The sequence below is a fragment of the Micromonospora sp. NPDC051296 genome, assembly GCF_040682255.1.
In the GTDB taxonomy this organism is placed as follows: Bacteria; Actinomycetota; Actinomycetes; order Mycobacteriales; family Micromonosporaceae; genus Micromonospora; species Micromonospora craterilacus.
The window spans coordinates 1-23,285 of record NZ_JBFBAO010000001.1 but is presented as its reverse complement, the minus strand read 5'-3'; the positions used below and the strand labels follow the sequence as shown (position 1 = coordinate 23,285).

Here is a 23,285-nt window from a genome sequence, read left to right as displayed (position 1 = left end):
GACCGCATGGCAACGACCACGACCACCGCCCAGCCCGGGCTACGGCACCGGATGCAGCAGCTGATCTACGGGTTCTTCACCGCGCAGACGCTGCACGTCGCCGTCCGGCTGCGGATACCGGACCTGCTCGCCCAGGGCAAGCCGGACCTCGCGGAGCTAGCCGAGGCCACCGGGGCGCACCCGCCGTCGCTGCGCCGGCTGCTGCGGGCGCTGGTGTTCCTGGAGGTGCTGGAGGAACCGGAGCCCGGCACATTCGTCCTCACCGAGCAGGGCGAGGTGCTGCGGTCGGACGTCACCGGGTCGATGCGGGAGCTGGTGCTGCTGCTGTCCGGGCCGGAGAGCTGGGCCGCGTGGGGGCAGCTCGAACACAGCGTCCGCACCGGCGAGGTGGCCTGGGACCACGTGCACGGCCAGAGCTGCTTCGCGTACCTGATGGCGGACCCGCAGCGGCAGGCGGCGTTCAACGCGGCGATGGCGGAGGGATCCCGGGCGTTCGTGCCGACGCTGCTGTCCGCGTACGACTTCGCCGACCTGGACACCGTCGTGGACGTGGGCGGCGGCAGCGGGGCGCTGCTCGCCGGGGTGCTCGTCGCGCACCCGCACCTGCGGGGCACGGTCTTCGACACCCCCGATGGCGTGACCGACGCCGCACGCACGCTCGCCGAGCAGGGGGTGGCCGACCGGTGCGAGGTGCGCGCCGGGGACTTCTTCGAGTCGGTGCCACCCGGCGCGGACGCCTACCTGCTCAAGAGCATCCTGCACGACTGGGACGACGAGCAGTGCGTGGCGGTGCTGCGTACGGTCCGCCGGGCGGCCCGGGCGGACAGCCGGGTGCTGCTGGTCGAGTCGCTGATGCCGGCCACGGTCACCACCGGCCCGAGCGTCGCGCAGGTGGTCATGAACGACCTGAACATGATGGTGTGCCACGGCGGGCGGGAGCGCACCGTCGCGGAGTTCCGGGAGCTGCTGCGCGCCGCCGGCTTCCGGCTGGAGTCCGTCACGCCGTGCCCGGCACCGAGCGTGATGGGCATCCTGGAGGCGGCACCGGTGGCCGGGGCAAAGTCATGACCAGCGTCGGCGACCTCGACACCGCCGGGCCCGCCGCGTCCACGGCCCCCGGCGAGATGGTGCGCGTGCCCGGCGGCACCTTCCTCCAGGGTTCTCCGGACCGGACGCTGGACTGGTTGGAGAGCGAGGGTCAGGCGTTCCCCCGGGACTGGTTCACCGACGAGACGCCGCAGCTGCCGGTGACCCTGCCGGACTACCTCATCGACCGGTACCCGGTGACCGTCGCCCAGTTCGCCGCCTTCGTCGCCCGCACCGGGTACGTGACGTCGGCCGAGCGGTCCGGCGGCAGCATGGTCTACAGCGACTACTGGGAGATCCGCGAGGGCGCGTGCTGGCACCGTCCGGCCGGGTACGGCAGCGGCGTCCGCAACCGCGACGACCACCCGGTCGTGCACATCTCCCACCCCGACGCCGAGGCGTACGCGAGGTGGGCGGGCCGGCGGCTACCGACCGAGTCGGAGTGGGAGCGGGCGGCGACCGGGCCGTCGTACCGGCTCTGGCCCTGGGGTGACACCTGGGACCCGGGCAACGCCAACACCGCCGAGTGGACCGGCGGCACCTTCCGCGGCCTGGCCGAGTGGCGGGAGTGGTGGTCGGCGATCCACGCGGCCCAGGGGCCGGTGCCGCAGACCACGCCGGTCGGCGCGTTCTCCCCCCGGGGCGACAGCGTCGACGGCTGCGCCGACATGACGGGCAACGTGTACGAGTGGACGTCCACCCTGGCCCACCTGTACGCGCCGGAGACCCGGTGCGATCCCACGATCCACCTGGTGATGGGCCGTTCCCGGGTCATCCGGGGCGGGTCCTGGATGAACTTCCGCTACCAGGTTCGGTGCGCGGAGCGGCTCTACGGGGATCCCACCGGCTGGTCCAACTTCGCCCTCGGCTTCCGCTGCGCCGGCGACGCGCCGGCGGCCGGGGTCGAGCACAACGGGAGGTAGCGATGGTCACGGTGCTGCTGTCGGCCGGCTGGGCCCACCGTGGGCAGAAGACGTTCGCGTGCCACGAAGGCACGGTCCGCGACGTCATCAAGGAGTTCGTCGAGTCCTATCCGCTCTACCGCCGCCGGCTGCTCGACGACGACGGCGAGCCACTGACCTACTACAACGTCTACCTCGACGGGGACCTGGTCGAGACCGCCGACCGGTCCCGGGTGACCGCCCGCTCGGACAGCACGGTCGCCATCATCCCGCCCCTGGCCGGCGGCTGACCCCACCGGCCAGCCCGGTGTGGTCACCGGTGCCCCACCGAGGCCAACCCTATGGAGAGACCATGGTCCTGCCGCACACCGACGCCCGACTCCGTCCCGGGCGAACCGACCGGGACCACCTCGCCGCCCGGCTGGCCCGGTCGGCGCGCCACCGCCCGCGCCCGGTCGCCGAGCTGGAGGCATGGCTCGCCGACCGCGAGCGGGCCAACCCCTTCGAGATCACCGAGGTGCCGTTCGCCGAGCTGACCGGGTGGTCCTTCGCGCCGCACAGCGGCGACCTGGTGCACGACAGCGGCAGGTTCTTCAGCGTGGAGGGGTTGCACGTCCGCACCGACGGCGGGCCGGTCGACGAGTGGTGGCAGCCAATCATCCACCAGCCGGACCGGGCGATCCTCGGCATCCTGGCCCGCGAGATCGACGGCGTGCTGCACTTCCTGATGCAGGCCAAGATGGAGCCGGGCAACGTCAACGGCGTCCAGTTCTCCCCCACCGTGCAGTCCACGCCCAGCAACTACCAGCGGGCGCACCGGGGCGCGCGGTCCCGCTACGTCGAGTACTTCCTGGAGCCGGAGCGCGGTCGTGTGCTGGTGGACGTGCTCCAGTCCGAGCAGGGCTCCTGGTTCCGGGGCAAGCGCAACCGCAACATCATCGTCGAGGTCACCGACGAGGTCGAGCCGCACGAGGACTTCGTCTGGCTCACCCTCGGCCAGATCCACGACCTCCTGCACCGGCCCAACCTCGTCAACATGGACGCCCGTACCGTGCTCTCCTGCCTGCCCGGGCACGCGGACTCCTCGGACGCCGACGGCACGACGCTCGGCGCCGCCGTCGCGCGGTCCTCGCTGGCCGGCGACGACGAAGCGTGGCAGCCGCTGCTCCAGGTCCGCAACTGGCTGACCGCCAGCAAGGCCGGCCGGACGCTGGCGGCCCGGCAGGTGCCGCTGTCCGAGGTGCGGGACTGGCACCGGGGCGACGTGGACATCCGGCACCGCTCCGGCCGGTACTTCCGGATCGTCGGACGGCACGTACGGGCCAGCAACCGCGAGGTCGCGCAGTGGCGGCAGCCGCTGCTGGCCCCCTGCGGCACCGGGCTGGTCGCGTTCGTCGTCCGGCGCCTCGACGGCGTACTGCACGTGCTGGCCCACGCCGACCTGCGACCCGGCTACCGGGACACCGTCGAGCTGGGCCCCACCGTGCAGTGCACCCCGGACAACTTCACCGGTGACAACCGCCCCGACTACCTGGATCTGGTCCGCTCCGGGCAGGTGCGGGTGCACTACGACGTCCTCCAGTCCGAGGAGGGCGGGCGGTTCCACCACGCGGTGACGCGGCACATGGTGGTCGAGGTGGGTGCCGACTTCCCCGTCGCGACACCACCGGAGTACGTCTGGGTGACCCTGCGCCAGCTCACCGCCATGACGGCCTTCAGCTATCAGGTGAACATCGAGGCGCGCAGCCTTCTGCTGTGTCTGCGGGCACTGCGGTGACCGGGCACCGGGACCGGCCGGTCGACCGACTGCCGGCCGACGACGAGACACCCGCCCCTGCGTCGTCCGGGCCGGCCGCTGCGGGGGTCGACGCGTTCCCGCTGCCCCGGCGCTGCCCGTTCAGCCCACCCCCGGAGTACGCGCGGCTGCGCGCCGAGCACCCGGTCGCCCGGCTGCCCATGCTCGGCGGCGACGCGGCCTGGGTGGTCTCCCGGCACGCCGACGTACGGCAGGTGCTCAGCGACCCGCGGATGAGCGCGGACCGGCGCCGGCCCGGTTTCCCGAAGTTCGCGCCGACCACGGAGAGCCAGCGGCAGGCGTCGTTCGCCAACTTCCGCCCGCCCCTGAACTGGATGGACCCGCCGGAGCACGGCACCACCCGGCGGCAGATCGTCGACGAGTTCTCCGCCCAGCGGGTCCGGCAGCTACGGCCCCTGGTCGAGCGGGTGGTCGACACGCACCTCGACGCGCTGGCCGCCGGACCTCCCGGCGCCGACCTGGTGGCGGCGTTCGGCTACCCGGTGTCGTCGCAGGTGATCTGCGAGGTGCTCGGCGTGCCGTACACCGATCACGAGTTCTTCGAACGCCGGTCCACCCAGATGTTCCGACGCAGCACGCCGGCCGACGAGCGGGCCCGGTGTGCCCGGGAGATCCGCGACTTCCTCGACGGCGTGGTGACCGAGAAGGAGCGCCGACCCGGCGACGACGTGCTCAGCCGGCTGCTGTCCCGGCAGCGGGCGGCCGGCGGGCCGGACCACGAGGCTGCGGTGAGCATGGCCTTCGTGCTGCTGGTCGCCGGGCACGTCACGACGTCCAACATGATCGCGCTGAGCGTGCTGGCCCTGCTCACCCATCCGGCCCGGCTCGCCCGTCTACGCGCCGAGCCGGAGCGGTTCCCGGCCGCGGTGGAGGAACTGCTGCGGTACTTCACGGTGGTCGAGGCGGCGACGGCGCGTACCGCCACCGCTGACGTGGAGATCGGCGGGGTGACCATCAGGGCTGGCGAGGGCGTGGTGGCGTTGGGCCAGGCAGCGAACCGCGACCCGGCGGTGTTCGAGCGGCCGGACGAGTTCGACCCGGACCGGGACGCCCGCGCCCACCTCGCGTTCGGCCACGGCCGGCACATCTGCCCGGGTCAGCACCTTGCCCGGCTGGAGCTGGAGGTCGCGCTCGGCCGCCTGGTCCGGCGGCTGCCGGGCCTGCGGCTGGCGGTGGCGGTGGACGACCTGTCCCTGAAGGAGGACGGCAACATCTTCGGGTTGTACGCCCTGCCGGTCGCCTGGTGACGGCACCGGGTGCAGGACCCGCCGGCCGACGCCTAGGAACGCCCGCCGATGACCTTCACCCACGCGTCGCTGATCTGGTCGGCCGTCGCCGACGCCGCCGCCATCTGCTCGGGCCCCGCCGCGGCGATCCAGTCGACCGCCCGCCCCTCGGGCAGGTCACCGGCCAGGTAGTCGGCCAACGCGACCAGACCCATCTCCCAGCCCGCGCCCAGCCCCCAGACCCCCGGGGCGGCGTTCGGCACGATCTCCGCCGGCACCGGGGCGTGCTCCAGCTCCAGGACGGTGGCCTCGCCGGCCGGGGTGAGCCGCAGGTGGACCTCACTGCTGCTGCCGCCCGACTCCCAGCTCAGGCCGATCAAGCTGGGCCGCTCGCACTGGCGGATCTCGCCGCCGGCGTTGCCCTCCAGCTGGAAACGTCCACCGGCCCGCAGGTCGCCGGTGATCGGCAGGAACCAGCGCACCAGACGCTGGGGATCGGTGATGGCGTCCCACAACTCCTCCGGCGACGCGTCGTAGCTGCGCCGGAGCACCAGAACGCTCATACCGCTCGGGTGGTCCCGCAGCTCGCGGTCGGTGTCCTGAAGGATGTCGAAGATCTTGTTCATTGCCCTCATGGCCTTCCTGCGGGTGCGCGAGGTCACCGGAGCCCATCCGGCCGCACGCCGTGGACCTTAGCAGCCATGACTTGCACAACGTCCCATTTGTACCGCGCCGCTACCCACAAGTCTCCACGCTCGCGCTGCGGGCCGCGCGGGGCCGGTCAGGTGCCGCGGTTGGGGCGGCGCAGGAGCAGCACCAGGACGACGAGGAGCACGAGGCCGTCGAGCGCGAGCAGGGCGGCCCCTATCGGGTCCACCCCGTGCGCGTGGGCCTCGGGCTCCGCCGCGCGCGCCGGGGCACCGGCGGGGTCCGCGGCGCCCGGGGAGCCGACGGTGAGGCGGGCGATGCCGGAGGCGGCCCGCCCGTCGACGGTCACCACGTGGTACGCCACGGCGAGCTGGCCGGGCCGGGAGATGGTGACCTGCTGCCGCAGGCCGTCGTCCCCGTCGGACGCGATCGACCCGGTGTCGAGCCGGGTCCGCTCGGCGTCGTACACGGTGATGTGCGAGCGGGTGGGGTCGGGCTGGCCGGCGACCCGGATGCGCACCGTGGTCGGCAGGTCCGGCAGGACCGCGCCGTCGGCCGGCTCCATCGCGAGCACCTCGACCGTTGTCCCCGCACCCGGGTCGGCGTCGATCCGGCCGACCAGCACGAGAACGGCCACCAGCGCCGCCATGCAGAGGGCGGCGCCGGCGTAGATCCGTCCGGTGGTGGACATCCCGGGCCGGTCAGTGCCCGGCCACCGGGGCCGGCTGCCGCGGGCCGACCACGCGGTCGGTACGGCCGGCGCACGAGCAGCGCATCGCGGCCCGCTCGGCGGGGTTGGGACGCAGGTGCAGGTACATCGCGATCAGCATCGGGATGAAGACGACCGAGTTGTAGAACAGGTGCAGCTCCACCCGGGGCACGACGAGTTGGAGAATGCTCGTGGGGATCTCGGTGCCGGGGAGCCGGAAGCTGCTGTGCGCCTGGATCAGCAGCAGCGCGTGCTCGATGTGGTGCCAGAACTGCAGGGCGAGGGCGACCGTCCACCACGCCTTGGCCCGGCCGGTGAAGCCGGGCCGGAACAGGAACAGCCCGACCAGCATCACGATCGCGTACCCGTAGTGCAGCCATTCGGAGCTGACCAGCCAGGGGAACGGCATCCCCAGGACGCCGCGCGCCTCCGGCCGCGCCCAGCCGAGCACCCAGATCTGGTACGCCTGCACCAGGTGTTCCGCCCAGTGCGCGACCACCACCGCCAGGTAGATAGCGAGTGCGGCACGGTGGTACCGGCCGTTGAGAGACGCGATCAGGCCGGGAGACGCTTTGCTCGCGGTTGCCATGGGTCCTCCACTCCACGCCGGAAGGTGTCCACCACAACGCTAGGAACCCCGACGCCGAAGCGTGTCTCTGAGCTTGCCGTGTATGGCCCGGGCAGTCCCGTACGGCTGGCCGCACTCCCCACGCGCTATATACCTTTAAAGCTCATCACCGGATCGCGGGAGTGAGCACATGCACCAGCGGCACATCCTCTTCGCCAACGTCCAGGGGCACGGCCACGTCTACCCCTCGCTCGGTCTGGTGAGCGAGCTCGTCCGGCGCGGGCACCGGGTCAGCTACGTCACGACCCCGCTGTTCGCCGACGCGGTCACCGCCGCCGGCGCCACGGTGGTGCTGTACAAGTCCGAGTTCGACACCTTCCACGTGCCCGAGGCCGTCACCCGGGAGGACGCGGAGACGCAGTTGCACCTGGTGTACGTCAGGGAGAACGAGGCGATCCTGCGCGCCGCGGAGGAGGGACTCGCCGACGACGTGCCGGACCTCGTGGTCTACGACATCTTCCCGTTCATCGCGGGGCGGCTGCTGGCCACCCGGTGGCAGCGTCCAGCCGTCCGCCTCAGCGGCGGCTTCGCCGCCAACGAGCACTACTCGCTCTTCGAGGAGCTGTGGAAGAGCCACGGGCAACGCCACCCGGCAGACGTCGCGGCGGTCAACGCGGTGATCGTCGAGCTGCTCGCCCGGTACGGGGTCCACACACCGGTGCGGCAGTTCTGGAACGAGATCGAGGATCTCAACATCGTCTTCCTGCCCAAGTCCTTCCAGCCCTTCGCCGAGACCTTCGACGACGAGCGTTTCGCCTTCGTCGGGCCGACGCTGACCCATCGGCCGGTGACCACCGGATGGCAGCCGCCCACCCCGGACACGCCGGTGGTGCTGGTCTCGTTGGGCAACCAGTTCAACGAGCACCCGGAGTTCTTCCGGACCTGCGCCGAGGCCTTTGCCGGCACCCCGTGGCAAGTGGTGCTGGCGATCGGCGGGTTCCTCGACCCGGCCGCACTGGAACCCCTGCCGCCGAACGCGGAGGCCCACGCCTGGATCCCGTTCCACGAGGTCCTTCCGTACGCGGACGCCTGCGTGACCCATGGCACGACCGGCGCGGTGCTGGAGTCCCTGGCCGCGGGCGTCCCGCTGGCCCTGGTGCCGCACTTCGCGACCGAGGCCGCGCCGTCAGCGCGCCGCATCGTCGAGATGGGCCTCGGCTACGAGCTGACGCCGGACCAGGTCGAGCCAGCCACCATCCAGGCCACTGTGGAGCGGCTGCGCGGCGACTCCGCCCTGCGCGAGCGGGTCGACCGGATGCAGCGCGAGATCCTGGCGGCGGGCGGGCCGCCGCAGGCCGCCGACCGGATCGAACAGCACCTGAACCGGGGCCGGCGCTGACCGTCCGGCACCGACCGCATCCATTCAGCACCCTTGTTACCACTTGAAGAAAAGGTAGTATCTGGCCATGGGTCTTCGTGACGTCAGCGTGCTGCTGCTGTACCCACCGAACCAGACCGCGCCGGGCGCCGTGTGCAAGCCGAACGGATCGCTCGCGTACCCGAACCTCGGTGGCGCCCTGCGGGAGCACGGTGTGCAGGTGCGGGTCTTCGACGCCTGTGTCGGCGAGGGCGACGATCCGCTGGACGAGATCTTCGCCAACCCCCGGCCGCTGCCCAGCGGCTTCCTGCGTACCGGGGTGGACGACGAGCGGATCCTCCAGGTGGTGGCCGACCACGACATCGTCGGCATCACGTCGATCTTCACCGACCAGGAGTCGATGGTCCTGCACTGTGCGCGGCTGATCAAGGCCGCGTTCCCGGAGAAGATCCTCGTCTCCGGCGGAGTGAACGCGCGGTCCCGGCTACCGCAGTTCTTCGGGGCCGGCTTCGACGTGGTCTGCCTCTCCGAGTCCGAACACACCATCGTCGACATCGTCGACATCGTCCGGCGGTCGGCCCGCCCGAGCTTCGCCGACCTGCACGGCGTGGCCTTCCTCGATGACGGGCAGATCCGGGTCAAGCCGGCCCGTTCGCAGGACGTGGTGTGGGATCTGGACAGCCTGCCCATGCCCGCGTGGGACCTGCTGCCCAACGAGCGCTACTGGGCGATCGCCCGGCCGCACTCCGGGCTCTTCGAGCCCGGCAAGGAGCTGCGGTACGCCACCATGATGACCTCGTTGGGCTGCCCGTTCCACTGCGCCTACTGCCACATCGCCGGCGAGCAGGAAGGCAGCCTCAGCGGCCCGATCGGCAAGTTCCGCGTCAAGTCCGACGACCGGGTCCTCGCCGAGATCGAGACGCTGAAGAACCTCGGTGTCGACAACGTGTTCATCGAGGACGACTCGCTGCTCGGCGACAAACGGCGCGGCCTGCGGCTGCTGGAGAAGATCCAGGGTGCCGGGGTGACCATCTGCGACCTCAACGGCATCAACCTCATCCACCTGCTCAAGCGCTGGAAGCCGGATCACGAGGTGCTGGGGGCGCTGGCGGCCGCCGGGTTCACCCAGATCAACATGCCGTTCGAGTCGGGCAATCTGCGGATCATCCGCAAGTACGCCAGCAACAAGATCAATATCGAGAAGGCCGACCTGGTGGGGCTGATCGTCGCCATGAAGGAGTACGGCTTCCAGATCTACGGCAACTACATGATGGGCTATCCGGACGAGACGCTGGAGGAGATCGAGCGGACGATCGCGGTCGCCCGCGAACACGTCTCGTACGGCCTGGACGCGGCGAACTTCTTCCTCGTGGTACCGCTGCCGGGCGCTCCCCTGTTCGACATGGCGATCGCCGGCGGGCACATCAGCCCGGACTTCGACCCGGACTTGATGAACATCTACAACGCCAACATGACCGGCACGCTGGTGCCGTCGAAGGTCCTGGAGGAGCTACGCGCCCGCGCCTGGGAGGAAGTCAACTCCTCGACCTGGAAGAACGCCAAGAAGGCCTGGGCGGCCACCTGACCTCACCGCGGACGGGCCATCGCTGCGACGAGGGGAAAAAGCCCGAGGTTGCCGCACGGGGGGACGGCAACCTCGGTGAGTGCACGATACGTCGATGCCGCCTCGGCCGCCACCGGGACCTTGCGCCCTTACTTATCACGACGCCACGTTGTCCATAAAGGACTGATTCTTCACGTTGGCGGAAATCGTCGCCGCCACCGCCAGGTACGCTCTTGCCGGCCACCTGACAGGCGCGCGACCAAGGAGATGAGCTGCGATCCTCCCCGGCGAGACTCTCGACCTGGCGTACGTACCAGCGCCTGACCGATTCGGCGTCTGGCACGACATCATTTCCCGGGGGGCGGCGCCGGCACGCTTCAGCAGCCCACACGCGGACAACTTCGCCGGCTTCGCGCGGATGGTGGAACTGGGAGTGTCGCGGCTCATCTCGTTCCGCTATCCGGCGATTGAGATGGCCCGCACGGAGCGGATGATCCGGCGAGACGACCCACAGATGTACGAGCTCGCCCTCCCCCTCAACGGCGACAGTGCTCTCATTCAGGAGCGCCGCCAGTGCGTCGTCAAACCGACTGAGTTCACGTTCCTCAGCACCTCACGCCCCTACGAGTGCCGGCACTTCCCGCAGTCGGGGGCGGCGCCGACCGCGGCATCGCCTTCCGCGCAGCCGCCAACGTCGAAGACTCTCGCCGTCCTCATCCCGCAGTCGGCGATCCCGCTGCCGCAGCACAAGGTCAAGCAGTTGCTCGCGCGACCAATACCGACCGAGGGCATGGCGTCCCTGCTTGCGCAGTTTCTCCTACAGGTCACGGCCCACCCCGAGCGGTTTCGAGCGACGGACGCCGGGCGGTTGGACGGCATGGCCGTTGACCTGATCTCGGCGACGCTGGCCCAACATCTCGACCTGGAGCGTGCCCTTCCAGTAGAGGTGCAGCAGCAGGCGCTGAGGGCACGTATCGACGCGTTCATCGACGGGCACCTGGGCGAGCTCGACCTGAGCGCACGTACCATCGCCGCCGCCCATCACATCTCCGTGCGCACCTTGTACCGGCTGTGGGAGGGCGAAGACACCACCGTCACCGAACTGATCCGCCGTCGTCGACTGAACCGATGCCGGCGCGACCTGCAGAACCCGCTGCTGGCCAGCCAATCCATCTATGTCATCGCCGCCCGCTGGGGATTGACCGAGAAGTCCACCTTCACGCGGTTGTTCAAGGCGACCTATGGCATGTCGCCGCAGTCCTACCGACAGCAGCAACCGGCACCCCCGCAGTAACAAGGGTCCCCCACGCCAACGCCGCTGGCCGGTCGACTGCCCGGCGGCCAGCCGGCCGGCTGAGCCGGCACTCAGCCGGACGGGTTGTTGGGGTCGGGGTCACGGCGGCTTGGCAAGCCCGAGTGACGAAGTCAATCACCCATTGCAATGCTCCCCACACGAATTGCACACTGAGGATCTCTTAAGGGCAGGCAGTTGCGCGATCCGCAACTCCCGGTCCGGGCAGAAGGGGAGGGTGTCCACTGTGGCTGTGCCGGAGGCGAGACCAGGAGCCAGGGGCAAGACCATTCCCGTGTGGAAGGCGCTGCCACAGGCGATCCGCGGCGCACACCAAGCGCTCGTCGACGTCGGTAACGCGTCCGGAGGTGAGGTTGTCCGCCTCGGGCTGGGAGTTTCAAGCCCGTACCTGGTGACCAACCCCGAGCACGTTCAACAGATCCTGCAGGACAGGGCAGCCAACTACCCGCGGGGCGATGACACCGCTCTGTGGCGCTCGGTGCGCAAGCTCGTCGGCGATGGCATCCTCGCCGAGGGTGAGACCTGGATGGCGTCTCGCAAGACGTTGGCCCCGCTGTTCCGGCGGGGCCGTATCGACGGGCTGATCGAACCGATGGCCGAGGCGATCGACGAGGCGACGAGTCGGCTCGACGAGGTGGCAGGTACGGGCACGGTCGTCGACATCGGCGCCGAACTGTCGCGCATCGTCTGCGCCGCCATCATGAGGGTGTTCTTCGACTCCCGGGTGTCCGTCGACGACGCCCTGCGCATCATGGCAGCGCAGGAAGCCATCGTCACCGCCATGGCGCCACGTCTCCTCGCCCCCTTCGTGCCGTGGTGGGTTCCGATGCCGGGCGACCGTCGTTTCCACCGCGCCGTGCAGACCATCGACGACATCCTGCTCCCCGTCCTCCGTGAGGCGCTGCGCCAGCCGGGCGACGGCGATGACGTGCTGTCGACCCTGGCCCGCGCCCGACGCGACGGGCAACCGCTGACCGAGCGGCAGATGCGCGACGATCTGGTCTCCATGGTCGCGGTCACCACCGAGACAAGTTATGTCGTGTTGACCTGGCTGTGGCCGGTCCTCGCCAACCACCCGGACGTCGCGAGCCGGCTGTACGCCGAGATCGAGCACGTCGTCGACGGCGGCCCCGTCCGGGCGGAGCACCTGCCTCAGCTGACGTACACCAAGATGGTCCTGGACGAACTCCTGCGCCTGTACCCCGCCGGCTGGATCGTCCCTCGCCGCGCGATGGCGCCGGATGTGCTGGGCGGCGTGCGGATCGACAAGGGCGCCACGGTGATCCTCTCCCCCTACACCACCCAGCGGATGACGGCCTACTGGGGTCCGGCCGCCGAGGTCTTCGACCCGGAACGGTTCGCTCCGGGCCGCGCCGACGCGGAGCGGCACCGCCATGCCTACTACCCGTTCGGCATCGGAATGCACCGGTGCCTGGGGGAGCACCTGTTTCACCTGGAAGCCTTGTTGATCGTGGCGAGCTTGTTGAGTAAGTTCGATTTCACGCTGACCGACGAGTCAGTGCCTGGACCAAGGGTCGCCGCGTCGCTGCGTCCACGACGGAGGGTTGAGCTGACCTTGACACGTCTTGAGCGTTCCGTCGCCCGGTAGGAGCCCTTACATGCCCCCACACCCCCCGGCTTCCGCATTCGCGCAAGCCGCCGAACAGGGACGTGTCTGTTCCCTGGCGGCCAAGGGCCAACGTGACCTGCAAGAGCGCGTCGCCACCTACCGCAGCCTCTTCCCCGACCCGCCGGTCGACGCGGCGATGCTGAGCGCTCTGGCATTGTCCACCGCGTTCATCGCCCCATGGTGCAGCGCCGCCGACCTGCGCACCGCGAACCGCGCGTCCCTGTGGGTCACCGCCGAGGACTGGCAGATCGACTCCGTGGCCGCCTCGATGGAGGCGGCCACGGCCATCGCGGAAGCCTGCCGCTCCGTCGCCGCCGGGGCCGAACCGGCCAGCGACGACCTGCTTGGACGGTTCCTCGCCGACATCCGCGACGATCTCGCGGCCCTGCCGGCATTCCGCCGTCTCGGCCAACTGTGGCAGGACGAGCTACAGCGGATGCTCGATGCCGAGCTGCGGGAGTGGCAGTGGAGAGCTGCCCGGGAAGCCGATCCGGCGGATCTTCCCGCCGCTGACGACTACCTGGCCAACGCCGCCGGTTACGGTGCGACCTGGGTGAACGTCTCCCATTGGATCGCCACCGGCGCCGTGGACACCGAGGCCCAGCTCACCGAGCTGGTCACGGCGAGCAAAGCGGTGGAGCAGGTACTGCGCCTGGTCAACGATCTGGCCAGCTATGACCGCGACGTCAAGGCCGGCGACCTGAACATCCTGATGCTGGGCGTCGACCGGCACGAGGTGCGCCAGCAGGTCACCGACCGGCTCGACCAGTGCGAGAAGCTGTTGCACTCGCTTGAACGCACCTGCCCGCAGGAGGCCGCCTACCTGCGGCGCGAGCTTGGCTTTACCACCGGTTTCTACCACGGCACCGACTTCTGGGGCCCACGGTGACAACCGTGGACCGGTGGGCCGTCGAGCAGGCCCCGACCGAGACCCGCGCTGACGTACGTGGTGAGGCCGACGATCTCGTCGCCGAGATGATGCGCGAGCCACACGGGCGTACCTCACCCTCCACCTACGAGACCGCGCGGCTGGTGAGCCTCGCCCCGTGGCTGGCCGGTCATGCCGAACGGGTGTGGTACCTACTCGACACCCAACGCCCGGACGGCGGCTGGGGGCCGCCCGGGGGCTACGCCCTCGTCCCCACCCTGAGCGCGACGGAGGCCTTGATCACCGCTCTGCGGTCACCGCCGTCGGCGGACCCCGCGACCCTGGCGCGCGCCGTCGAGCGTGGACTGGACGCACTGTCCGGCCTGCTGCGCGACACCGCTCCCCTGCCGGACACGCCGGCAGTCGACCTGATCGTGCCGGCGCTGATCGACCGGCTCAACCAGCACCTGACGGCCGCGCCGCCGGCCGGACCGCGGCGATGGCAGGGTCACACCCGACTGGACCTGCCGCCCGGCATGAGCCGCAGGCGGATCGATGCCGTCCGCCAGTTGGTGGCGAGCGGCGCACCGGTGCCCGACAAGCTCCTGCACGCCCTGGAGGTGGTGGCCGACCTCGCCCCCGGCGCCCGGAGGGTGGCCCCGGTGCGGCCCGGCACGGTCGGCGCCTCGCCGGCGGCGACCGCAGCGTGGCTCGGCGGGCCCGACCGCCCTGACGGCAGCGAGGCCCTGGCGTACCTGGAGGACACCGTCCGCCGCTACGGTGGCCCCGTCCCGTGTGCGACGCCGGTCACCGTCTTCGAGCGCGCCTGGGTGACCAGCACCCTGGCCCGCTCGGGCATCGCCCTCACCGCCCCCCCGGGCCTGATCAGCAGCCTGACAGCCGATCTGGGTGCGGCGGGAACACCGACCGGCCCAGGTCTGCCGGCCGATGCAGACACCACCTCCGTCACGCTGGTCGCGCTCGGCCGCCTCGGTGCCCCGGTGCCCCGCGACTGCCTCTGGCCCTACGAGACCGACGAAGGCTTCTGCACCTGGCCAGGTGAGGACGGGTTCAGCGTCACCACGAACGCCCACGTTCTCGACGCGCTCGGCCACCTTGCTGCGCGCGGCGAAGCGGGGCCACGACATCATGCTGCCGTGCGGCGGCTGGTGACGGCCCTGCAGGAACGCCAAGATCCTCAGGGCAGCTGGTCTGACCGCTGGCACGCCTCGCGTCTCTACGCAACCGCCTGTTGTGTGCTGGCCCTGGCGGAGTTCGGCGCGGCGCATCCTACTGTGGCGGCGGCGCTCACCCGTGCCGTCGACTGGACGCTTGCCACCCAACGCGACGACGGCTCGTGGGGTAACTGGGCCGGCACCGCGGAGGAAACCGCATACGCCGTGCAGATTCTGATGACCAGCGGCCAGCAGCGACCAGCAGTGGTCGAAGCGGTCCGCAGTGGCTACGCCTACCTTTGTCGGGCAGACGGGCAGGACGGGCCAGCGCTGTGGCACGACAAGGACCTCTACCGGCCGACGCTGATCGTCCGGGCAACCGTGATCGCGGCCAGGTACCAGGCACTAGGTTGGCTGTCGTCGCTGCCCGTGTCCGCGTGACCGCTGACGGGCGTGCGGGAAGGCAGGCCCCCAAACGGTTGTCTCTTGTGCACGCAGCCGTTAGCTCCGGTCTTGAGCCAATAGTCTGACAACTGCTAGCGTGCGTCGGTCTGCCTACACCGGCGGCTTGTTCGGCATGCTCCTGCCGGCAAGTTCCTCTCTGCTCGGCATCGGACGGTCAAATGCGGTCTCGCACCACGAATCTGCGCACGAAGGTAATTGCGCTCCTCGCATCGCTCGTTGCTCTCTGGGCGTTCGCCGCGTGGGTGACCCTGCGAGAGGGTGTAAGCCTTCTCGGCGTGCAGACGATCGACAGCCAGATCGTCTCACCCAGCGAGCCGTTGCTGCTTGACCTGCAGGTCGAACGCCGTCTCGCGGTCGCCTACCTCGGCGGCCCGAACGCCGCCCGCAAGGACGCGCTCGACGCCGCCCGTCGGGCCGTCGACGAGAACGCCGCCGCCTTCAAGAGCACCGCGCGCAGCTGGCGGGCCAGCCTGGCCGCCGGCGCCGCCGCCGAAGAGCGCGTCGACGAAGCAATTGCCGAGCTGGATGAACTCGTCGGCGTCCGTGCGTCCATCGACTCGCGCTCTATCGACCGTGCGACCACCGTCAAGACCTACAGCACGCTCATCGAATCGCTGTTTGAGATCTACGACGTCGTCGGCACGCTGGACGATGTCGAAATTCAGCAAGACACGCGTAACCTCATCGAGCTGTACCGCCTCCGGGAACTGATCTCACAAGAGGACGCCCTGCTCTCCGGCGTGCTCGCGGCCGGCCGAATGACGGCTGCGGAACAGTTCCAGTTCACCGAGCTCGTCATCGCGCAACGGTTCCTCTCGGGTCGGACCCCGACCCAGCTCAACGAGTCTGACCGGGCCGACTTCAACCAGGTCATCACCGGGCCGGCGTTCGTGCAACTGCGCCAACTCGAGGACCGGATCCTCGACAGCCGCGAGACGACACGGCCCCCGGTCACCGCCGCCGACTGGAACGACGGCTCCAGTGCCGCACTGACCCACCTCCAGGAGATGGTGCTCGGCAGCGGTGACAACCTGGTGCAACGGGCAGTTCCGGTCGCGGTCGGTGTCATCGTCCGGCTGGTTCTGGCCGCCGGCTTGGGCCTGCTCGCGGTTATCGCGTCGATCATCGTTTCGGTCACCACCGCGCGTGCCCTGGTGGCCCAACTCCAGCGGCTCCGCGACGCGGCTCACCAGCTGGCCGACGACCGGCTTCCCGCTGTGGTGGAACGCCTTCAGCACGGAGAAAAGGTCGACATCGCCGCGGAAGCCCCGCCTCTCGACTTCGGCTCCGACGAGATCGGGCAGGTGGGTCAAGCCTTCAACCGGGTCCAGGAGACGGCCATCCGTACGGCGGTCGAGCAGGCCGAGCTGCGCCGCAGCGTACGCGATGTGTTCCTGAGCCTGGCCCGGCGCACGCAGGCACTGGTCCACCGCCAGCTGACCCTGCTCGATGAGATGGAGCGCCGCGAGCAGGACGCCGACGATCTGGAGAACCTCTTCCGCGTCGACCACCTGGCTACCCGCATGCGACGCAACGCCGAGAACCTCATCGTCCTGTCCGGTTCCACACCAGGCCGCGCCTGGCGCCGCGAACTGCCGATGGTCGACATCGCCCGTGGTGCGGTCCAGGAGGTGGAGGACTACACGCGGGTACGGGTGCTGCCGTTCGGGCAGGTACGAATCGCCGGCCGCGTCGCCGGCGACGTCATCCACCTGCTCGCCGAGCTGATCGAGAACGCCCTGTCCTTCTCGCCTCCCCACACCGAGGTGGAGGTCAGGGGCCAGTCTGTGGCGCGCGGCTTCGCCATCGAGATCGAGGACCGCGGCCTGGGTATGAGCGAGGAGGACCTCGCCGCCGCCAACGAACGCATCGCCACCCCTACCGAGTTCAACCTCGAAGACGCCAACCAACTCGGCCTGTTCGTCATCAGCCACCTCGCCGTGAAACACGGTGTCAGCGTGCGGCTGAAGGCATCTCCGTACGGCGGCACCACCGCCGTGGTGCTCATCCCCATGGAACTGGTGAGCGACGCCGAGGACATCGCCACCACGTCGAGCACCGCCGGCGGCAACCCGGGCAGCCCCGTCGACCACGCCATCGCCGGCGATGGCTCACGCGCAGCTGCGCTGAACCCGACGTCGGTCGCCGTTGCGGAGCAGCCCCTGAACCCCCCGACGGTGGAGTTGCCGGCTGTCGCCCGCCCGGCGCAGCTTCGCAAGGCGGCGGATGCCGCCGCCAGCCGCGTGGATGAACCGGCCAGCGGCACCTCCTCCACGGCACAACCCCCGGCCCCCGCCGCAGCTCAGACCGAGGGTGGGCTGCCCATGAGGCGCCGTCAGGCCAACCTTGCACCTCAGCTGCGCGACGGTGCCGCGCAGGAAGAGCAGACCCCTGGCGACGCTGACGAGGGTAGGTCGCCGGACGCCGTGCGTAACCTGATGAGCTCCTACCAGAGCGGCACCGTTCGCGGCCGCCGCGACGCCGCGCGTTCCCTCGGCGACGCGGAGCCACACCCTGCCGCCGACGATTCGCCGGCGACCGAAACCGATCGGTAAGAAAGAGGAACGGGCAAGTGCAGCAGAACACTGCGGGGTCCGATCTGACCTGGCTGCTCAACGACCTGGTCGGGCGCGTCAAGCAGACCAAGCACGCCGTCGTGCTGTCAGTCGATGGCCTGCCCATGGCGTCCTCGGACGAGCTCAGCAAGGACGACGCGGACCACCTGGCCGCGATGGCCTCCGGCATTCAGAGCCTCGCCAAGGGCGCAGGCAAGCGGTTTGGCGGCGGTCCGGTGCGCCAGACCATCATCGAGATGCAGTCGTCGTTCCTGTTCGTGTCGGCTGCCGGGAGCGGTGCGTGCCTTGCCGTCCTCGCGGCCGAGGACGCCGACGTCGGCCTGGTCGCCTACGAAATGGCGATGATCGTGACCCGGGCCGGCAAGTTCCTCGCCTCACCATCCAGGTCGAGCATTCAGCCCACCAACAACTAGGGGCCGCCATGACGAAGCCAGACGCCGATCCGCGTTGGATAGACGAGGACGCAGGACCCGTAGTCCGGCCATATGCCATGACCGGCGGGCGGGCCAAGCCGACCAACCGCTTCAACGTGGTCGCGCTGGTGTTCGCCGCACGGCCGGCACCGCCGCTGGAGGTGTGGATGGTGCCGGAGCACACCCAGATCATCGACCTCTGCCAGCGCCCGCTCGCGCTGGCGGAGGTCGCCGCCCACCTCCGGCTACCGCTCGGCACGGTCAATGTTCTGCTCGACGGACTGGTCGCGCGCGGTCTCGTACAGGTCACCGACCCCCGTCCAGCCGCCACACTTCCCGACGACAGCGTATTCGAGGCGCTCATCCATGGACTACGTAACCTCTGATCGGGAGGGTCAGCGGACTCTCCCCACCGCCGTGAAGATCCTCGTCGCGGGTGGCTTCGGCGTCGGCAAGACCACCCTCGTCGGAGCGGTCAGCGAGACCAAACCCCTACGGACCGAGGAGGTCCTCTCCGAACAGGGCGTCGGTGTCGACGACATCACCGGCGTCGAGGCGAAGTCGACCACGACGGTGGCGATGGACTTCGGCCGGATCACGATCAGCGAGGACCTCGTTCTGTACCTGTTCGGCACTCCCGGCCAGGACCGGTTCTGGTTCGTCTGGGACGAGCTGGCTCTCGGTGCCCTTGGCGCTGTCGTCCTCGCCGACACCCGTCGCCTCGACGGCTGCTTCCCGTCCATCGACTACTTCGAGCAGGCGGGGCTGCCATTCATTGTCGCCGTCAACTGCTTCGACGGTGCGCGCCGCTACGGGCTGAACGAGGTGCGGTTGGCGCTGGACCTCGATCCCGGCGTTCCTGTCGTGCTGTGCGATGCGCGCAGCCGGCAGTCCTCCAAAGAGGCCCTCATCGCCCTGCTGCAGCATGTCATGAAGGGGCGGGGCCTGTCCCGCACGCCGGAGCCAGTGGGGCACTGACTCAGCCCACGGTTGGCGCAGTGCACACCCTTGATGGCACAAAAAATCAACATCCCGGCGGACTGCCGACGCAGACTATTGATCGACGGGTGGTCCCGGAGCCAGAGCGAGGAGTCGCGGAACGGGGAGAGTCGACGGGGGTTCGCTCAGCACCGGAACCACGCGCCGCAGTCGCTCCCCGGCGTGTAGCTCGTCACCACGATCCCCGCCCTGGGACCGCACCTCCCGGGGCGGGGAGTGGATTTCAGCAGCGGACCGGGGCATCCGTCAGCCGCGTGTCACCGATCGCCCGCCGCGTGTTCGGCAACCGGCGCGGCTTGTCCACGCACTTACCGACAGCGGGGTCCACCTTCCGGATGGAAGGGTGGACCCCGCTGCGGTCAGCAACTACGCCTGAGATCAGAACTCACACTGGTTGGGGAACTTGACACAGGTGGAGATCGTGGCACCCCGCGCCGGGATCTCGTCCCACCGATCGGCGTCCACGTTCGCGAGCGAACCGTCGCTCATCGAGTCGATGATGGCCCAGAGCCCGTTGACGTTCTGCTTGACGATGTAGCCACTGCTCTTGTGGCCGATGCCACCGCGCGACTCGAAGAACATCGCGTTGCTGCGCCAGTTGACGTACTCGCCCTGCGGCCCCGGCGCGTTGAGCATCGCGGCTGAGGTGACGCCCTCCGGGATGTTGATGTACGGGTAGCGGGTCACGTTGACGACGCCGCTCTTGCCTGCGGCGTCCGCGGCCACGACGCCCATCCGGCGTACCGTGTCCCACTGCTCGGAGGTGAGCATGCCGGGGTCGAGCGAGATGCCGACCGAGAACGTGGTCATCTCGTCGGTGTCGCCGACGTAGTACGTGCCCTGGTGGTGCAGGTCGATCATGTGGTGCGGCAGGAAGTCGGCCCAGGCGTACCAGAACGCCTGCGATTCGACGGCGCGGTGCCGGGTGTAGCTGGTGAAGGTCCGCTCAGGAAGCGGGGCTTGACCAAGGCCGGCTCGGACGGAGTTGAGCTGGTCGAAGATCTGGCGGTCGACACCCCAGTCGCGGTTGAGGTCGACGTTGTGGATGCTGTCCTGCCGGCGGAAGGCCTCGAAGCCGTCGGGGTTGTAGATCGGGATGATCGCGAAGCTGATCTCCTGCAACACCTCACGCGCGTGCTTACCACCGGCCACCAGGGTCTTCAGGAAGTCCAGCGAGGCTTCGGCGCCGTACGGCTCGTTGCCGTGGATCCGACCCTGGATCCAGACCCGGGTGCTGCCGGTGCCGATGTACGCGACCTGCAGTGGACGGCCCTGGCCGCTGCGGCCGACCTCTTCCACCCGGAGTGCACCCTTGCTGCGGGCCTCCAGCGAGCGGAGTTCGGCCGCAACCTCCGCGGCGCTGAGCATCGAGGAGCGGTTGACGGTCTCCTGGCTCGGCGGGACGAACGGCCCGTCGGCGTTGGCCACCCCCGGCGCGACCATGGGGGCAATGAGTAACGCGGCAAGCAGAGCTATGTGGCGGCGGCGTGGTCTGGACACGTGTGACGTCCCTTCTGGCGGCAACCCTCCTACCCGGAAGGTCAGGCGGTCCGATCATTCAACAAGCGGCGTTCTCCCAGGTCAAGGGCCAACATCAACTCCCGTCGGTGTTCAGCGCCGGAACCGCCGGTGCCGCAATGTGGGCCGAAGTGAACCGACTTGTAGTGAAAGGACCGAGGCGCTGAGAGGCCGTTACGGGCCAACTCGGTGGGGATTTTCCGCTTGCGTCGCGGCTGGTTCCCGGCAAGGACGTCTGGGTCGCTGTAACAAATGTCTGTTGTTCGGCCAGCTGGCACTACCTCCGACACCACCGGGTCAGGGGTACGCGGATGAGAGCGCTCACCATCGGCGCCAGGAACGCTCAGTCCTGCATCCGGTTCGGTGGCCACTGGAAGCCGAGCTGTTGTGCGGCCTCCTGGCTACCGCCGGCAATCCGGTCTTGCCGACGCGGATCATTGTCACCGAGTGCTCTGACGATGTCGTTGGCGACCTTTGCCGGCTGACCTGCGGGAACGTTGAGAACGGCCACGAACTGGAGCCAAGGTTCCTCGCCGGCACTCGGGCGGCGCGGATAGAAGTACGACACGTGGATGCGTCCGCGGTCATTCGGATGGGCTGCCATCCAGCCTGGATGACAGTCCCATCTGCCCAGCAGTTCGGGTTCCTCACCCAGGCGCTCACGTACGAGGCGGGCCACGGTTCGCTCGTGCCACTCCCAGGTGTGGTCGGATTCTGCGCGTGCGATCTCGGCGTCGTACTGGGCGGCGTCGAAGGTGAACGTCGGCACGGTCAGGTCGGAGGTGTCCGGGTTGCGCCAGTCGCACCATACGACCTTGTCCCCACGTCGCTGGATGGTGACGTAGAGCGCGCCGCAGCAGCCCTCGGTGCAGTCGGCCTCGGCCAACCGAACCTCGTGAGGCTCGACGTCGGCGTGGAGCCGATGGTCGACACCGAGCAGGTATTCGGGCGGCTCGGCCGGTCCGGCGGTGAACGTCTCCACGACGATCGGTCGGTCGTCGATGAAGATTCTCGTCTCGACGGCACCGGCATACTCAGGGTCGGCTACCGCGACCCGGATCGAGATTCGGCTGGTGGCTTTGTCCATGGTGTTCCCTGTCGGTTGCGGCCGCCGGTTCGTTGTTCGGGCCCAGACAACCCATTGCGCCCGGTGGTAGATCTTGGGATCGGCGGACCGCACGGCGGTTTCCAGGACCTCGACCCAGGCCGGCTGGGCAAGGAGATGATCGAGCGCCGACCTCATCCGGTCCAGTTCCTGGCGCGGCCAGCCGAGAGTCGCCGCCTGGCCGATGTCGAGGTCTGTCAGCAGCCCCACGATCAGGGCAAGTCGGTCGAGCGTCGCGGTCATGATCGGAGCTGCGTACGCGAAGCGGGTGAGCGCGGTCTGCGCGGCAGCGTACCTGCGGAGCTCCGCGTTCCCGGCGGCCCGCTGCGTCATCGCCAGAAGCACCCGTCCGACCTGCTCGACAACATCTTCGTTGATGTCGTCGATCGCCAATTGATCGGCGATGTTCACGGTCTCCGCGATCCTGTGGGCAGTCGTGATCGACGGTCCGTCGAGTCTGACGCCGTGCTTGAGCAGCCAGCCGAACGTCACCGGTTCCGCGAGCGCGCACAGAGCCTCGACCGCCTGCGCGTGCCGCCACGGATCCGAGCGCTCGGCTAACCAGACGAGATCACCGGCCGCGCCGGGAATGCCGCGCAGAACCCGGATGGCCAGCTCACCCAACGGCCTGCACAGCAGCCCAAGCGTGCGGACCGGGCCGGCGTCGTTGTGCTCGGCGACCCCGGTCAGCAACGCCAGCCCGACACTGACCGTGCCACGCTCGCGGCCACCGTACGCGAGTTCCCGGCCTACCTGTTGTCGCCAGCTCGGATCGAAGTGGGCGACGCTCTCCGATAAGCGGACAGCCAGGCGGCGATCGACGTGCGTCGACGCCAACGCCTCCGCCAGCTGCTTTCCGGCATGGGTGGATGAAGGTACGGCGTGGTAGACCGACCGCACAAGGTCGACGAGAAGGCGCTTGCGATCGCCGTACGGTGTGCCGGCCGATGGCAGGCTTGCGAGATGGTCGGCGTCCGGATACGGCTGGCCGCCGTTCGGAAGCGGGCCGGATGGATGAGCAGCGTGCAGGGCGGCGGCGTGATCGAGAATCGTCGGCAGGTCGAGCGCCTTGCGCTCGGCGACGTCGCTCACCGGATCGAACGGGACTCGATTCTGATCGTCATGTCGCAGACCTTGCCATCCGCCCGAGATCCTCGGCAAGCCGATTCCGGATGGCCGGTTAGCTTCACGTGCTGTCGCCCAGCGTAGGGCCGTGGAACAGGACCGCCATGGCGTGGATGGGGGTCGGCGGTGGTACGTCGACCAGGCCAGCGCCCCGGTCTCCGCAGGGAGACCGGGGCGGCAGGATGGGAACGTCGCCGCCGTC

The 23,285-nt window shown here is 69.5% G+C and carries 20 protein-coding genes; 15 read left to right on the top strand and 5 right to left on the bottom strand.

The window, feature by feature from the left end; genetic code table 11:
• Positions 1 to 6 precede the first annotated feature (6 nt).
• The 5 genes from AB0M52_RS00100 (at position 7) to AB0M52_RS00080 (ending at position 5,051) form a co-directional block, all read left to right on the top strand.
• Positions 7 to 1,068 (top strand): methyltransferase, encoded by a 1,062-nt coding sequence (locus AB0M52_RS00100; RefSeq protein WP_363946596.1) that lies wholly within the window; start codon positions 7 to 9, stop codon positions 1,066 to 1,068.
• The gene (locus AB0M52_RS00095; protein ID WP_363946593.1) at positions 1,065 to 2,009 is read left to right on the top strand and encodes an SUMF1/EgtB/PvdO family nonheme iron enzyme; all 945 of its coding nucleotides are present in this window, start codon (positions 1,065 to 1,067) and stop codon (positions 2,007 to 2,009) included. The genes AB0M52_RS00100 and AB0M52_RS00095 overlap by 4 nt, the downstream gene beginning before the upstream one ends.
• A gap of 2 nt (positions 2,010 to 2,011) precedes the next feature.
• Positions 2,012 to 2,278 (top strand): MoaD/ThiS family protein, encoded by a 267-nt coding sequence (locus AB0M52_RS00090; RefSeq protein WP_111211668.1) that lies wholly within the window; start codon positions 2,012 to 2,014, stop codon positions 2,276 to 2,278.
• 62 nt (positions 2,279 to 2,340) lie between these two features.
• Positions 2,341 to 3,765: an NDP-hexose 2,3-dehydratase family protein gene (locus AB0M52_RS00085; protein ID WP_363946590.1), complete on the top strand. Its 1,425-nt coding sequence runs from the start codon at positions 2,341 to 2,343 to the stop codon at positions 3,763 to 3,765.
• 29 nt (positions 3,766 to 3,794) lie between these two features.
• Positions 3,795 to 5,051 carry a cytochrome P450 gene (locus AB0M52_RS00080; RefSeq protein WP_363946683.1) on the top strand — a complete coding sequence of 419 codons (1,257 nt, stop codon included), beginning with the start codon at positions 3,795 to 3,797 and terminating at the stop codon, positions 5,049 to 5,051.
• 32 nt (positions 5,052 to 5,083) lie between these two features.
• Here AB0M52_RS00080 and AB0M52_RS00075 read toward each other — a convergent pair whose 3' ends face one another.
• The 3 genes from AB0M52_RS00075 to AB0M52_RS00065 all read right to left on the bottom strand — a co-directional run bounded on the left by AB0M52_RS00075 (position 5,084) and on the right by AB0M52_RS00065 (position 6,976).
• Complete coding sequence (locus AB0M52_RS00075; RefSeq protein ID WP_363946680.1) at positions 5,084 to 5,656, bottom strand: SRPBCC family protein; 573 nt, start codon at positions 5,654 to 5,656, stop codon at positions 5,084 to 5,086.
• 155 nt (positions 5,657 to 5,811) lie between these two features.
• Positions 5,812 to 6,369 carry a copper resistance protein CopC gene (locus tag AB0M52_RS00070; RefSeq protein ID WP_363946587.1) on the bottom strand — a complete coding sequence of 186 codons (558 nt, stop codon included), beginning with the start codon at positions 6,367 to 6,369 and terminating at the stop codon, positions 5,812 to 5,814.
• 10 nt (positions 6,370 to 6,379) lie between these two features.
• The gene (locus AB0M52_RS00065) at positions 6,380 to 6,976 is read right to left on the bottom strand and encodes a hypothetical protein (RefSeq protein WP_363946585.1); all 597 of its coding nucleotides are present in this window, start codon (positions 6,974 to 6,976) and stop codon (positions 6,380 to 6,382) included.
• Positions 6,977 to 7,145: 169 nt separating this feature from the next.
• Between AB0M52_RS00065 and AB0M52_RS00060 the strand changes: the two genes are divergently transcribed.
• The 10 genes from AB0M52_RS00060 to AB0M52_RS00015 all read left to right on the top strand — a co-directional run bounded on the left by AB0M52_RS00060 (position 7,146) and on the right by AB0M52_RS00015 (position 19,314).
• Positions 7,146 to 8,354 (top strand): macrolide family glycosyltransferase, encoded by a 1,209-nt coding sequence (locus AB0M52_RS00060; RefSeq protein ID WP_363946582.1) that lies wholly within the window; start codon positions 7,146 to 7,148, stop codon positions 8,352 to 8,354.
• 67 nt (positions 8,355 to 8,421) lie between these two features.
• Complete coding sequence (locus AB0M52_RS00055) at positions 8,422 to 9,918, top strand: radical SAM protein (RefSeq protein ID WP_363946580.1); 1,497 nt, start codon at positions 8,422 to 8,424, stop codon at positions 9,916 to 9,918.
• 256 nt (positions 9,919 to 10,174) lie between these two features.
• Positions 10,175 to 11,191 carry a helix-turn-helix domain-containing protein gene (locus AB0M52_RS00050; RefSeq protein WP_363946677.1) on the top strand — a complete coding sequence of 339 codons (1,017 nt, stop codon included), beginning with the start codon at positions 10,175 to 10,177 and terminating at the stop codon, positions 11,189 to 11,191.
• A 286-nt stretch (positions 11,192 to 11,477) separates the two neighbouring features.
• The gene (locus AB0M52_RS00045; protein ID WP_363946674.1) at positions 11,478 to 12,818 is read left to right on the top strand and encodes a cytochrome P450; all 1,341 of its coding nucleotides are present in this window, start codon (positions 11,478 to 11,480) and stop codon (positions 12,816 to 12,818) included.
• Positions 12,819 to 12,828: 10 nt separating this feature from the next.
• A complete protein-coding gene (locus AB0M52_RS00040; protein ID WP_363946576.1) occupies positions 12,829 to 13,728 on the top strand; it encodes a terpene synthase family protein in 900 nt (299 codons plus the stop codon).
• Positions 13,729 to 13,733: 5 nt separating this feature from the next.
• On the top strand, positions 13,734 to 15,323 hold the full coding sequence (locus tag AB0M52_RS00035) for a prenyltransferase/squalene oxidase repeat-containing protein (RefSeq protein ID WP_363946574.1): 1,590 nt from the start codon (positions 13,734 to 13,736) through the stop codon (positions 15,321 to 15,323).
• Between the two features lie 182 nt (positions 15,324 to 15,505).
• On the top strand, positions 15,506 to 17,902 hold the full coding sequence (locus AB0M52_RS00030) for a nitrate- and nitrite sensing domain-containing protein (protein WP_363946572.1): 2,397 nt from the start codon (positions 15,506 to 15,508) through the stop codon (positions 17,900 to 17,902).
• Positions 17,903 to 17,919: 17 nt separating this feature from the next.
• Positions 17,920 to 18,336, top strand: a complete 417-nt coding sequence (locus AB0M52_RS00025) for a roadblock/LC7 domain-containing protein (protein WP_111211678.1) — start codon at positions 17,920 to 17,922, stop codon at positions 18,334 to 18,336.
• Between the two features lie 8 nt (positions 18,337 to 18,344).
• Positions 18,345 to 18,722 (top strand): DUF742 domain-containing protein, encoded by a 378-nt coding sequence (locus AB0M52_RS00020; RefSeq protein WP_111211720.1) that lies wholly within the window; start codon positions 18,345 to 18,347, stop codon positions 18,720 to 18,722.
• A complete protein-coding gene (locus AB0M52_RS00015) occupies positions 18,703 to 19,314 on the top strand; it encodes an ATP/GTP-binding protein (RefSeq protein ID WP_363946569.1) in 612 nt (203 codons plus the stop codon). The genes AB0M52_RS00020 and AB0M52_RS00015 overlap by 20 nt, the downstream gene beginning before the upstream one ends.
• 399 nt (positions 19,315 to 19,713) lie before the next feature.
• Here AB0M52_RS00015 and AB0M52_RS00010 read toward each other — a convergent pair whose 3' ends face one another.
• Both AB0M52_RS00010 and AB0M52_RS00005 read right to left on the bottom strand, forming a co-directional pair.
• Positions 19,714 to 20,835, bottom strand: coding sequence for a M14 family zinc carboxypeptidase (locus AB0M52_RS00010; protein WP_363946566.1), 1,122 nt, complete (start codon positions 20,833 to 20,835; stop codon positions 19,714 to 19,716).
• Positions 20,836 to 21,196: 361 nt separating this feature from the next.
• Positions 21,197 to 23,050 (bottom strand): hypothetical protein, encoded by a 1,854-nt coding sequence (locus tag AB0M52_RS00005; RefSeq protein WP_363946564.1) that lies wholly within the window; start codon positions 23,048 to 23,050, stop codon positions 21,197 to 21,199.
• Between the last annotated feature and the right edge of the window lie 235 nt (positions 23,051 to 23,285).